Source organism: Microbispora sp. NPDC088329 (genome assembly GCF_040685655.1).
Classification (GTDB): Bacteria; Actinomycetota; Actinomycetes; order Streptosporangiales; family Streptosporangiaceae; genus Microbispora.
In genome coordinates, this window is record NZ_JBFBIP010000001.1 from 533627 (window position 1) to 546463 (window position 12837).

At 73.0% G+C, this 12837-nt stretch carries 11 protein-coding genes and 1 riboswitch; of the genes, 6 read left to right on the forward strand and 5 right to left on the reverse strand.

Going from position 1 to position 12837, the window contains the following annotated elements; genetic code table 11:
- Positions 1 to 44: 44 nt before the first annotated feature.
- The 5 genes from AB0O28_RS02655 (at position 45) to AB0O28_RS02675 (ending at position 4977) form a co-directional block, all read left to right on the forward strand.
- A complete protein-coding gene (locus AB0O28_RS02655; protein ID WP_363635496.1) occupies positions 45 to 206 on the forward strand; it encodes a hypothetical protein in 162 nt (53 codons plus the stop codon).
- Between the two features lie 106 nt (positions 207 to 312).
- Positions 313 to 1314, forward strand: coding sequence for an MvdC/MvdD family ATP grasp protein (locus tag AB0O28_RS02660; protein ID WP_363635498.1), 1002 nt, complete (start codon positions 313 to 315; stop codon positions 1312 to 1314).
- Entirely contained in the window at positions 1311 to 2324 is a 1014-nt protein-coding gene (locus AB0O28_RS02665; RefSeq protein ID WP_363635499.1) for a TIGR04500 family putative peptide maturation system protein, read from the forward strand. The genes AB0O28_RS02660 and AB0O28_RS02665 overlap by 4 nt, the downstream gene beginning before the upstream one ends.
- Positions 2325 to 2443: 119 nt before the next feature.
- A complete protein-coding gene (locus AB0O28_RS02670; RefSeq protein ID WP_363635501.1) occupies positions 2444 to 2845 on the forward strand; it encodes a hypothetical protein in 402 nt (133 codons plus the stop codon).
- Between the two features lie 14 nt (positions 2846 to 2859).
- Positions 2860 to 4977 (forward strand): peptidase domain-containing ABC transporter, encoded by a 2118-nt coding sequence (locus tag AB0O28_RS02675; RefSeq protein WP_363636159.1) that lies wholly within the window; start codon positions 2860 to 2862, stop codon positions 4975 to 4977.
- Positions 4978 to 5040: 63 nt separating this feature from the next.
- Here the strand turns inward: AB0O28_RS02675 and AB0O28_RS02680 are convergent, their stop codons facing one another.
- From AB0O28_RS02680 to AB0O28_RS02700, 5 genes are all read right to left on the reverse strand, one after another.
- The gene (locus AB0O28_RS02680) at positions 5041 to 8481 is read right to left on the reverse strand and encodes a BTAD domain-containing putative transcriptional regulator (protein WP_363635502.1); all 3441 of its coding nucleotides are present in this window, start codon (positions 8479 to 8481) and stop codon (positions 5041 to 5043) included.
- Between the two features lie 152 nt (positions 8482 to 8633).
- Positions 8634 to 9974, reverse strand: a complete 1341-nt coding sequence (locus tag AB0O28_RS02685) for a cytosine permease (RefSeq protein WP_363635503.1) — start codon at positions 9972 to 9974, stop codon at positions 8634 to 8636.
- A riboswitch (TPP riboswitch) is annotated at positions 9965 to 10081 on the reverse strand. Its footprint overlaps the gene before it by 10 nt.
- A 110-nt stretch (positions 10082 to 10191) precedes the next feature.
- Positions 10192 to 10515 (reverse strand): rhodanese-like domain-containing protein, encoded by a 324-nt coding sequence (locus tag AB0O28_RS02690; RefSeq protein WP_363635505.1) that lies wholly within the window; start codon positions 10513 to 10515, stop codon positions 10192 to 10194.
- Positions 10516 to 10603: 88 nt separating this feature from the next.
- Positions 10604 to 11482: a DNA-formamidopyrimidine glycosylase family protein gene (locus AB0O28_RS02695; protein ID WP_363635507.1), complete on the reverse strand. Its 879-nt coding sequence runs from the start codon at positions 11480 to 11482 to the stop codon at positions 10604 to 10606.
- Positions 11483 to 11504: 22 nt separating this feature from the next.
- Positions 11505 to 12110: a TenA family protein gene (locus AB0O28_RS02700; RefSeq protein ID WP_363635508.1), complete on the reverse strand. Its 606-nt coding sequence runs from the start codon at positions 12108 to 12110 to the stop codon at positions 11505 to 11507.
- Positions 12111 to 12153: 43 nt separating this feature from the next.
- Between AB0O28_RS02700 and AB0O28_RS02705 the strand changes: the two genes are divergently transcribed.
- Complete coding sequence (locus AB0O28_RS02705) at positions 12154 to 12804, forward strand: GPP34 family phosphoprotein (RefSeq protein WP_363635510.1); 651 nt, start codon at positions 12154 to 12156, stop codon at positions 12802 to 12804.
- Positions 12805 to 12837: the final 33 nt, after the last annotated feature.

Consider the following 12837-nt stretch of genomic DNA (forward strand, 5'->3'; position numbering starts at 1 on the left):
CTCTCCGGGCATGCCGCCGTTCCAAATGAAAGGTGGTGAAAAGCATGTCTGTTCGCATCGACGACCTCAACGGGGACGCCGAGCTGCCGGAGGACTTCCTGGACGACATCGTCGGCGGGTTGCCCCCGCTGATGGGCCCCGAGTGCGCTTGGGTGTCCTCCTCTCTCGGAGGCGGCCAGGGCGACCCGATGGACGTCCGCATCTGACGGTCGAACCAGCACGGCGGCGTGACCGGGCGCCCGGTCACGCCGTCCCCTCGGCGGGAAACCCCGACGGGAAACCTCGCCTGGAACCTCGACGGGAAACAGTACGTTGATCTTGATTCTCAGCGCCGCGGACGACGCGTCTGTGGAGATGGTCGTCCCGCATCTGCGTGAACGCGGGGCGGAGTTCCTGTGGTGGGATCCGGGCGGCTACCCGGCCGAGAGCCGGATCACCTCCCGGCTCACGCGCGAGGGCTGGCGCCACATCCTGCACACCGGCGGCAGGACGTACGACACGTCCCTGTTCAGCGCCGTGTGGAACCGCCGTCCCTCTCCGCCCCGGGCACCGGAGTCGGTGACCGACGCCGACCACCGGCGGTACGTCGAGAAGACGGCGCAGATCCTGCTGTACGGCTGGGAGGACACCCTCGACGCCCGCTGGTTCCCCGGCCGCAGCATCGACGTCATCCGGCTGCAGAACAAGCTGCTCAACCTCGCCGCCGCGGCCCGGCTCGGCTTCATCACCCCCGACACGCTCGTCACCAACGACTCCGAGGAACTCATCCCGTTCTGGGCGGAGGCGGACGGCGAGCTGATCGCCAAGCAGGTGGAGTACGTCCCGTTCCACATCGGCGGCGAGGAGCACGTGTTCTACACCACCCCGGTCACCCGGCGGCACCTCACCCATCGGCATCGGCTCGGCGCCTCCCCGGTGATCCTCCAGCCGTACGTGGAGAAGGCGATCGAGCTGCGGATCACGGTCGTGGGAGACCGGGTGTTCGCCGCGGAGATCCACTCTCAGGGGTCGCGGACGACCCGGTACGACTACCGCCACTACGAGCGCAGCTTCTCCGCGTACGGGATCCATCGGCTGCCCGAGGACGTGGAGCGCCGTTGCCTGGCGCTGACCGCCTCGCTCGGCCTGCCGTACGGCTGCATCGACATGATCCTCACCCCCGACGGGCGATACGTGTACCTGGAGATCAATCCCACCGGCCAGTGGGGCTGGATCGAGTCGGCCACCGGCCTGCCCATCTCCGCGGCGATCGCCGACTGGCTCGTCGCCGCCGAACCCGGCCCCCGCCCCGCGACCACGATGGAAAGCGCATGACCGTTCCTACCGAGGAGACCTCTTTCGCCGGCGTCCTGGCCGAGGCGGTGGAGCTCCTGCGCAGCCTGCCGCGTACGCGTGACGGCGTGGCCGCGGCGCGGCGCGCGGCCGAGCGCTGGCGGGCCGACCACCCGGACGCGCGGGCCCAGCTCGTGACCGACGTACGGCCCGGCAGCCCCACGGTCGACTACGACCTGGTGCTCGGCCATCCGGCCGGCGGAACCGTGGCGCTGACCGCCCCGGCCGACGACGGCGTCCCCTGGACGGTGGACCACTCCACCCATTGGGCCTCGGGACGGGTGCTGACCGTCGACGGCCAGGAGCTGCTGATCCAGAACGCGCTGCTGACGCTGCGCGCCCGCGCCGAGCGGGATCCCTCCGTGCCGGAGGAGCTGGTCGACCACTGCGTCCTGGAAGAGCTGATCGCGCGTGAGCCCGAGCCGACCGGGGAGGAGCTGCAGGAGGCGTCGGACGCCTACCGGCGGCGGCGCGGCCTGCACACCCGTGAGCGGATGCTGCGCTGGCTCGGTGAGGTCGGGCTCACCCAGGAGGCCTACGACAACCACATCCACGGGCTCGCCCTGAAGCGGCGGGTGCGGGCGCGGATCGAGCGGGAGACCGCGTGGGATTACCTGGAGCGCCACCCCGAGGAGTTCGACCAGGTCTGGGCGATATGGGCCGCGGGGAGCGCGGAGCGGCTGGCCGGCCTCGCCGCGGCGCGGGAACCGTTGGCCGCTCTCGGCGCGGCCGTGCTGTCGCGGGGCGATCTCAACGTGACGGCGGCGGTCCGGGTCGCCCGCGAACTGCCGGAACCGCTCCGGGACGCCGCGGCCGGCGCGGTCGTGGGGCCGATGCCGTACGGCGCCGGGCACCTGTTCGGGGTGGTACGCGAACGGCGGCCGGCCGACCTCGACGACCCGGCGACGCGGGCCGCGGCGGGACGGGCGGGCTTCGCCGCGTTCATGGCGGCGCGCCGCGCGGCGGCCGAGATCACCTGGCACTGGCTCTGAGCGGCAGCCAACGCCGTGAGCAGCACACCCGATCGTCGCCGGTCTCGCCGGCGGCGACACGAGACCTGGCCGGCGCGTATCCCGGGCTTCCTCGGCGGCGTCGAGCCGGGGCGACGCCGATGACCGCGTCAGCCCCCGTGCCCGGGCCGGACCCCGACAGCACCCGGCCGATACCCCACCGGCCCTCCGCCGGAACCGGGGAACGGGCACACCGGCCGCCGGGCCCGCCACCGGGTGGGCCCACCCCCGGCCCGCCACCCGAGCCGGGCGGTCCCGTCCCGGGGCAGGCACGCGGCGCCTTCCGGGAGGAGGCACTGCGGCGGCACGCCGTACGGAACCGGGGGCCGCGCGTGCCGGTCGCGCTCCGCGGGCCGTCGTTCCTGATGTTGTGGATCGCGGTGGCCGTGCTGGCGGCCGCCGGAGTGGTCGTGGCGGTGCTGGTGGCGGCGCAGATATCAGCGCGGTCAGCGGTGCCGACACCGGTGAAGACGCCCATGCCTGTGCCGGGGGCGGCCCGGTGAGGCGTGTCCCGGTGATGCTGCAGAACACGCCCACCGAGTGCGGCACCGCGTGCCTGGCCATGGTGCTGTCGCATCACGGCCACCGCGTCACGCTGACCGAGCTGTCGGAACGCCTCGGTGTCGGCCGCGACGGCCTGAGCGCCCGCGCGCTCCTGCAGGGCGCCCGTGAGCACGGCCTGAAGGCACGGGGGTTCTCGCTCGACCCCGAGGACCTGGCCCGGGTGCCGCTTCCGGCCGTCGCGCACTGGGAGTTCAACCACTTCGTGGTGGTCGAGCGGTGGTCGGCCGACCGGGTGGACATCGTCGATCCCGGGCAGGGGCGGCGGCGGCTGACCCAGGAGGAGTTCTCCGCCGCCTTCACCGGGGTGCTGCTGGTCTTCGAGCCGGGGGAGGGATTCCGGCGCGGGTCGTCGTCGCTGGCGAGCGCCTGGCGGCGGGAGTTCGTGCGCACGCTGCTGCGGCGCAGGCGCGGCCTGCTCGTGCAGGTCATCGCGGCCTCTCTGCTGCTGCAGCTGCTGGGCCTGGCCATGCCGCTGCTGTCGGAGGTGCTGCTCGACACGGTCATCCCGCGCGACGCCACCGCCCTGCTGCCGCTGCTCGGCGTGGGCGTGCTGCTTGCGGGGGCCGCCCAGTTCGTCCTCGCGTACCTGCGCGCGGCCCTGCTTGTGGCGGTGCGCGCCCGCGCCGACCGGGAGCTCACCGAGGGGGTGGTCGCCCACCTCGTGGCCCTGCCGTACCGGTACTTCACCCGGCGCGGCACCGGCGACCTGGTGACGCGGGCCACCAGCGTCACGACGCTGCGCGAGCTGCTCACCGGCCAGATCGTCACCGCCCTCCTGGACGGCCCGCTCGCCGTCGGCTACCTGGCGCTGGTCTACCTGCGCGACCCCGTCTTCGGCGTGGCGCTGACCGGTGTGGTCGTGCTGCAGTCGGCGCTGCTCGCGGCCACGTCCCGCCGCGTGCACCGGCTGGCGCAGCAGGAGCTCACGGCGCTGTCGGCCTCGCAGAGCAGCCTCATCCAGACGATCAGCGGAATCGAGACGCTCAAGGCGTCGGGCGCGGAACGCAGGGCGATGGAACAGTGGTCGTCCCACTTCGCCCGGCAACTCGACGCGGACGTGCGCAGCGGGCTCACCCACGGCCTCCTGGAGGCCGCGCTGTCGGCGATCCGCGTGATCACCCCGCTCGGGCTGCTGTGGCTCGGCGCCTGGCGGGTGCTGGAGGGGCAGCTCAGCGTGGGCGCCCTGGTCGCGCTCAACGCCGTCGCACTCGCCGCGCTCACCCCGCTCGCGTCGCTGATGACCGGCCTGCAGAGCCTCCAGCAGGCGGGCGCGCACTTCGACCGGCTGACCGACATTCTCGCCTCCGCCCCCGAACCGAGCCAGGGCATCGAGGTGCTGCGCCTGCGCGGCGCGATCGAGCTGCGGAACGTCGGCTTCCGGCACGACCCGCGCGGCCCGTGGACCGTACGCGGCGTGTCGGTGACGATCCGCCCGGGTCAGAAGGTCGCGCTGGTGGGAGCGTCCGGCTCGGGCAAGAGCACGCTGGCCCGGCTCCTGCTGGCGCTGCACATCCCGGTCGAGGGCGAGATCCGCTACGACGGCGTCCCCGCCGCCGAGCTGAACCTGAGCACGCTGCGCCGCCAGTTCGGGGTGGTCACCCAGGATGTGGCCCTGTTCAACGGCTCCATCCGGGACAACATCGCGCTCAACGACCCCGACGCGCCACTGGAGCGGATCATGCAGGCCGCCGGGCTGGCGGCTCTGCACGACGAGATCATGGCCATGCCCATGGGCTACGAGACCATGCTGACCGACGGCGGCGGGCTGTCCGGCGGCCAGCGGCAGCGCCTGGCCCTGGCCCGCGCCGTGCTGGCCCGGCCCAAGGTGCTGTTGCTGGACGAGGCCACCAGCAACCTCGACAGCGCCACCGAGGCCGCCGTCGAGGCCAACCTGGCCTGGCTCCCGCAGACCCGGATCGTCATCGCCCATCGGCTGAGCACGGTCAGGGACGCCGACCTCATCCTTGTCCTCGACTCCGGACACGTCGTGCAACGCGGCACCCACGACCAGCTGATGGCCCAGGGGGGCGTGTACGCCGCGCTCGTCGCGGCCGGCCTACGCCGCCAGTAGCGCCCCCACAGCCGCCGATAGCCTCGATAGCCCTCGACAGCCCTCGACAGCCCTCGACAGCCCTCAGCAGCCTTGGGGAGCCGTCCTGGGTGATCGACCGGCCGCGGCGACGGCGCGGTCCCGCCACGCGGTGAGACCCGCCCTGCCGGCGAGCCGTGCGAGCCCGGCGTGGTGCCGCGCCGCGGCGGCGTCGTCCCCCGTGGCCGAGGCGAGCATCGCCAGGAACCAGTCCACCGGCCCCAGGAAGGCGATCGCGGCTCCCACCGAGATCCGTCCCTCATAGGGCAGGAGGGCGGAGTACGTGGCCGCGCAGGCGTGCGCGTCGCCGACCGCCGCCTGCGCGGCGCCCTGGAGACAGGTGAAGGTCAGCCACGACCAGTCGCGCGGCACCGGCCGCCACCCCTCGGCGGCCTCCTCGCGCGCCTCCTCCCTTCTCCCTTGGCCGCACCGCAGGAGCACGCGGAGCGCCTGGTCCCCGCAGGGGTTGACGCCGGCCACCGCGTCGATCAGGGGCTCCGCCCCGTCCATCGTCCCCCTGTGGTAGGCGAGGAGGATGCGGCCCAGGGACACGACGGATCCCGCGTACCACATGCCGACGTGTCCGGCCTGCCGGTCGAGGTCGGCGTAGAGGGCCTCGGCGTCGTCGTACCGTCCGCGGAGCGTGAGCCGCCCCGCCCGCCACATGGTGTGCTGGAAACGCGGCCAGGGCAGGGGCATGCGGGCCAGCATGGCGTCGCAGCGGGCGGCCGCCTCGTCCGCTCCCGCGACGTCGAACACCTCCATGCGACGGTAGGTCCACATCATCTGCGCGAGCAGCTCGAACTCCGGCGCCCGGGTCTTGTGGCCCAGGTCTTCCAGCTCCCCGGCGATCTCCCGCGCCTCCTCGGTGTAGATCGAGCTGGGGATCGCCAGATATCGGGCGTTCAGCGTGTGCATCAGCAGGTGAGGGTCGCCGAGCCGGCGGGCCGTCTCGACCGCCTGCGCGGAGTAGACGTGGCAGCGCGGGTCGTCCGACCCGTCGTACAGCTCCTGGGCCAGCCCGCCGAGCAGCCGCGCCCGCTCGGGGGCGGCGGCCTCGGGCATGGCGTCCAGCGCGCGCCCGAACCGGTGCACGAGCTGGAGCTCGACCTCCTCGTACGGATTGCGCAGGTTCCAGATCGAGGGGGCGTCCAGCGCGGTGAGCGCCCGGGCGGCCAGCACGTGCCCGTCGGGGCCGGTCACCCGGTCGGCCACCCGTATCGCCCGCGCCCGCACGCTTCTGGCGGCCAGGGCGTCGCCGGCGTCGAGCAGGGCGCGGGCCTGCCGCAGCAGCAGCTCGACGTGGTCGGCGGGATCACCGGCCGCGGCCCCGTGTGCCTCGACCGCACGGCCCCACCAGGTGGCCGCCTCCTCGTAGGCCAGGCGGAGACCCGACTGCTCGGCCATCGCGGCGGCCCAGCGCGCCGCCTCCGCGTACGCCGCGGGCCCGGCCTGGATCGCGTGATGAGCGATGGCGGCGACGTCGGCGCCGGGCCGGGCGACGAACGCGTTCATCACCTGCCGGTGGATGACGGCCCTGCGCAGCGGCGGGATCTCCCGTAGAAGGGTCTCCCGCACCAGGTCGTGGGCGAAGCCCATCCTGCGCCCGGCGGCGACGACCAGACCGGTCCGCACGGCCTGGTCCAGGAGGTCGTAGACGGGCGCCGCCCGCACCTCGTCCACGACGCCGGGATCGAACTCCCTGCCGATCACCGCGGCGATCTCGAGCACCTCGGCGACCCGCGGGTCCAGCGCCGCCAGCCGCTGGCGGATCAGGCCGGCGACCGCGTCGGGCACCGTCTCCAGCGAACGGCCCCGCGCAAGCAGCCGGGCCGTCTCACGTACGAAGAACGGGTTGCCGCCGGTGCGCCGGGTCAGCAATTGAGCGGTCCGCTCGTCGATCTCCGCGCCCACGGTCACGGCGATGGCCCGGATGGCGGGGGTGTCGAGGCCCGTGAGCCGGATGCGAAGCAGGTTGTACGGGGCGAATATGCCGAGCACGTCGTCGAGCGGACCGGCCCGGGCCGTGTCCCTGAACGCGGTCACCAGCGTGAGCGGGACATGCTCCGCCGACTCGCCGACGAGCGCCGTCACATCGCGCAGCATTCCCAGGGTCGCCGGGTCGGCCCACTGGAGATCGTCCAAAATGATCACAACCGGCCGTTCCAGGGCGGCGGCGCAGAGCCAGTCGGCGACGGCCTGATGACGCCGCTGACGCGCCCCCTGTGCCGATCCCTGCGCCGATCCCTGCGCCGATCCCTGCGCCGATCCCTGCGCCGATCCCCGTGCAGATCCCTGCGGGACCTCCTCGTCGAGGAGCCCGGCCAGTGCCTCGGGGTCGGGAGCCGGACGGACGCGCTCCAGCGCCCTCAGGACCTGGATCCACGGCCGCAGTGGCAGGGCGTTTTCGAGATCGTGACAGCTACCCCAGAGGGTCAGGTGTCCCCTCTCCGCGCACCGGTCCCGGAACGCCTTCAGCAGCCATGTCTTGCCGATGCCCGGCTCCCCGGTCACCGCGATCGTGCTCACCCCGCCGCCGAGCATCGCCTCCATCTCCGCGAGCTGCCGGTCGCGCCCGTGCGGCGGGCGCGCCTTCCCGGAGGCCGGCCGGGCGGGGGTGGGTACGACGGGCTCGCCGGGGAGAGTGCGGGCCTGCGCGGTGAGAGACGGGGCAGAAGCGGACGGGGCAGGAGCGAGCAGGGTGGGGAGAGCCAGTGGGGTGAGAGACGGTGGGGTGAGAGACGGGGCCTGCCGGAGGATGTCCTGCTCCAACGCCCGCAGCTGCGGGCCCGGATCGAGCCCGAGCTGATCGGCGATGAGACTCCTGGCGCGCCGCAGTGTCGCCAGCGCGTCCGCCTGACGGCCGGTCCTGTAGTACGCCAGGGCCAGCAGCCACCACAGCCGTTCGCGTAGCGGATGCTCCCCGGTCTCGGCCTCCAGGTCCTGGATCACCGCCTCGGGCCGGCCCAGGTCGAGCTGTGCCCGTGCGCGGCGCTCGACGGCGACCAGACGCAGCTCGTGGAGGCGGTTCACCTCGGTGACGGCCCAGAGCTCGCCCGCGAAGTCGGCGTACGGCCGGCCGCGCCAGAGCCCCAGCGCATCGTCGAGCAGCGCGAGCGCCCGGGCGGGTGGCCTGCGTTCCGCGTAGGCGACGAGCCCGCCGAACCGCAGGGCGTCGACGTCCGAGGTGGCGAGCAGATAGCCCGGGCGTTTCGCGACGAGGAGCCGGGGAGGGGTGCGCGGCGCCCGCTGCGGTTCGATGACACGACGCAGGTTCGACACGTAGACGTGGATCGACTCGAGTGCGGTGGCCGGCGGCCTGCCGTGATAGAGGTCCTCGATCAACGTGTCCGTGGAGACGACCGCGCCGGCGGCGAGCACCAGCCGGGCCAGGACGGCCCGTTGCCGCGGGCCTCCGACGCCGACCGGCACCTCGCCGTCCCGCACTTCGAAAGGACCCAGAACCCCGAATTGCACTGCCCCCACGGCCTCTCTGACGGTGAAGGCCGGAGCGGGCCTTCCCTGAGCGGCAGTCTTGGGGCGTCGTCTTGCAACTCGCTTGCCTCTGGGTGAGAAGCCGACCCGAGAAACACGCCGGCCCCAGGGCGAGGCCGGCTGGGGTGAGAGGCCGGCCGGCTCTAACGGCGCGACCGCAGGCGGCGGGCCGGGACGGACAGCGCCGCGGTCACCAGCGCGGCGACGAGGAAGGCGGCGAGCGCGGCGTTCATCCAGGGCTGGTGGACGAACCCGAGAGCGAGGCGGACGTCGGTCCAGAACCCGTCCCACCAGCCGACGGTGGGGGTGGACGTCACGATCCAGTACGCCGCGAACCCGAGGATCCACGGCGCGACCATGAGCCAGCGGGAGGGGGCGTCCTCTGCCGTGTTCCACCGGGCGGCCCCGCCGAGCAGGAAGTAGTCGACCACGAGGACGGCGAACATCGGCACGAACACCGCCCCGATCACGCTCAGGAACGCGCCGTAGGAGTTCACGTCGGCGAACAGCGCGATCAGCGTGGTGAGCACGCCGATCACCACCGAGATCACCCGGCGGTCCCAGCGCGGGGCGAGGTTCTGGATCGACACCGTCGTCGAGTAGACGTTCGCGAACGACTGGTCGACCTCGCGCAGCACCAGGATGCCGAAGAACACGACGCCGAGAGGAGCGGCCACGAACGGGTCCCACACCTTGTCGCCGTCGTTGCCGACCAGGGCGAGCGCGGCGATGCCGAGGGCCAGGCAGGCGACCTGGGCGATCGTGTATCCCGCCACCACGCCGGTGAACGCCGCGCCGCTCGACCGCGAGTGCCTGGCGTAGTCGGCCGCCATCGGCACCCACGACACCGACAGCGCGATGACGTAGTCGACCGCGGGGGCGAAGGCGTCCCAGGAGCCGCCCCCCACGGACGGCCCCTGAGCGAACAGGGCGACCGACAGCCAGATCATCGCGATCACGACGCCCGCGGTGACGTAGCGGCGCAGCAGCCGCAGCGCGCCGAGCGGCCGGATCGTCAGCGCGATCGTCAGCGCGCCCGCCGTGACCGCCCACACGGCGTACGGCACCGCCGTGCCGAACAGCGCCTGCGCGCCGTTGGCGATCACCCACAGCTCGAAGGCGCCCCAGCCGAGCATCTGCACGATGTTCAGCACGGTCGGGATGTACGAGAGCCGGGCCCCGAACAGGCCGCGCAGCAGCACCATCGCGGGGCGGCCGGTCCGCGTGCCGGGGATCGCGGCCAGGCCGACCATCGCCGTCCCGACCAGGCTGCCGACGACGGCGGCCAGGACCGCGGCGGTGAACGTGAGCGGCTTCCCGCCCAGCGGGTCGAGCAGGAACAGCGCCCCGGAGAAGCCGAGAAGGCTCACCCCGAGGTTGGCCCAGAACGCCCCCTGATCGAGCAGGCCCAGATTTCTCGGGGCCTCCTCGTCCAGGGTGAGCGGAACCTCCGCGTGCGCGTCGTCGACGACGGCAGAAGTCATCACACGCTCCCTACGCCGGCATTATCCGGACAGGTTCATGCGGTCGGCGGCACGACTTCGATCCGCCCTCTCAGCCCGGTCACGCCCGAGCTCCCGCGGGTATTGATGATGTCTTTGCGATTATGGCACTACTTTGACCGTTCTCCTAAGCCTGCGCCGCCTGTTTCCGCGCCGGCCTGGTTCCCGCGCCGCCCGCTGCCCGCGCCGGCCTGGGTTCCTACGCGACGTAGGGCGCCGCGCCGGTCTCGCTCACCATCGGGCGTCCGACCGCGGCCCAGGACTGCATGCCGCCGTCCACGTTGACGGCGTCCCTGCCGATGTGGTTGAGCCACATCGCCGCGTGCGCCGACCGGCCGCCGACCCGGCAGACCACGTACACCCGCCGGTCGTGCGGCACCTCGTCCAGCCGCACCTGCAGCTCACCGAGCGGGATGTGAACGGCGCCGGGGGCGTGGCCGGCCACCCACTCCTCGTTTTCGCGGACGTCCAGCAGGTACGCGTCGTCGGGCAGGGCGTCAGGGGTGATTTCCGGCAATGTCATGCGCCCATTGTGGCGGCACGACACCCGTGCCCGGGCCCGGACCTGCAGCTGTGATCCTCGGTGGTCGCCGACGCTACTTCAGCGGCCGCTACTTCAGCAGGCGCGACAGCCGGCGGTCGGCCAGCGGCTTGCCACCGGTCTGGCAGGCCGGGCAGTACTGCAGCGACGAGTCGGCGAACGACACCTCCCTGATCGTGTCGCCGCACACCTCGCACGTCTCGCCCGCACGGCCGTGCACACGCAGGCCCGACTTCTTCTCCGACTTGAGGTCCTTGGCGGCCAGCCCCCTGGCCCGCCCGACCGCGTCCCGCAGCGTGCTCACGATCGCGTCGTGCAAATCGGCGATCTGGCCGTCGGTCAGCGTGCCGGCGACCTTGAAAGGGGACATCTTCGCGACATGCAGCACCTCGTCGGAGTAGGCGTTGCCGATGCCCGCGATCACCTTCTGGTCCCGCAGCAGGCCCTTGATCTGCGCGCGGCTGCCGCCCACGATCGTCTTGAGCAGGTCCGGGGTGAACTCCTCGGCGAGCGGGTCGGGCCCGAGGCCCGCGATGCCGGGGACCTCCCCGGCATCGCGCACCACGTAGACGGCCAGGCGTTTCTGCGTGCCGGCCTCGGTCAGCTCGAACCCGGGGGCGCGGCCGTCCTCGCCCGGCGACAGCCTCACCCGGACCGCGAGCGGGCCCTTGCCCGGCCGCACCGGCCGCGCGCCCGTGAGGTCGTCGCGCCAGCGCAGCCAGCCGCCCCGGGCCAGGTGGGTGACGAAGTGCAGGCCGTCGCAGTCGACGTCGAGGAACTTGCCTCGCCGCGCCACGCCGGTGACGAGCAGCCCTGCGAGCGCGGTGACGGGCGGGTTCACGGTCTTGAGCGCCTGGATGGCGGTCACGTCGACGCCGACGACGGCATGGCCGACGGCGTGCTCGCGGAGGAACTCGGCGAGCGCCTCGACCTCGGGCAGCTCCGGCATGCCTTCACACTAACCCGCGCGGTCAGGGGACGTCCCAGAACGCGAGCTCGTGCTCCATGCCCCGGACGAACAGCTCCCTGGCGCGCGCCGGGTCGGGAGCCGCCTCGTCGATCATCACGGCGATGCGCTCGGCGAGGGTGGCGAACCCGGGGTCGGCGTAGGTGTCCACCCACGCCTTGTACCGGGGCTCGGCGGGCGGGTCGGCGGCCAGGATCCGGCCGAGCGTCGAGTAGCCCCACATGCAGGGGTACAACGCGGCCAGGCCCTCCGCGTAGTCGGCCGCCGCCTCCAGCAGGAACGACGTGTACGCCGCGCAGGCCGGGCCCTTCACCGCGCCGTCGAGGTCGGCGCCGAACTCGGCCGACAGCGACCGGTGCAGGTCCAGCTCGTCGTGCCAGGTGGCGTACGCGAGGTCGACCAGGTCGCCGAGGTGGGCGTCCGGGGCCTGCCAGGCAAGCCGGCTGAACACCCGGACGTAGTCGAGCAGGTACAGATAGTCCTGCTCCAGCCACGACCGGAAGACCGGCTCGGGCAGGTCGCCCGCCGCGATGCCGCGTACGGTCGGGTGCGCGAGCTGGGCGTCCAGCATCGGCCGGCCGATGGCATGGAGGTCCGCAGAGATTCCCATAAGCGCCCATTCTGGCCCTGATCGGAGAGTTAGGCTCGTCTGCGTGACGCTGACGATCGCCGAGGAAGTGCTGCTGCTGGCCTACCGGGAAGACACCGGAAAGCCGGTCATCGGGTCGGTGGAGCTCGACTGCGCCCTGGGGGGTGCGCTGCTCGCGGAGCTCGCCGTACGCGGCCGGGTGGACCTCGACGGCGCGAAGGTCGTGCCCGTCGACCACACCCGGCTGGGCGAGGAGGAGCTGGACGCGACGCTCACCCGCATCGCGGAGGAGCCGCGCCCGCACAAGGCCGACTGGTGGGTGGGCAAGCTGCGCGCGGGCAGGCTGCGCAAGCGGCTGCTGACCCGCCTGGCCGCCCGGGGCGTGCTGAACGAGCAGCAGAGCAAGATCCTGGGCATCTTCCCCACCACGCGCTATCCCGAGCTCGACCCGAGCCCGGAGAAAGGCGTGCGGGAGCGTGTCCAGAGCGTGCTGGCCGGGGCCGAGCCGGACGAGCGTACGGCGGTCCTGATCGCGGTCATGCACGCGGCCAAGCTCGACCGAAAGGCGTTCCCTGACGCGCCGAAGGGCCGGATCAAGGAGATCGCCCAGGGCCAGTGGACGGGCGAGGCGGTCCGCAAGACGATCGCGTCCGTGCACGCCGCCGTGGCCGCGGCCACGGCCGCCGCGACGGTCGCCGCCACCGCCGGAAGCTGAGCGCTGCCCGCTCACCCCTGCCCGCTCGCCCCG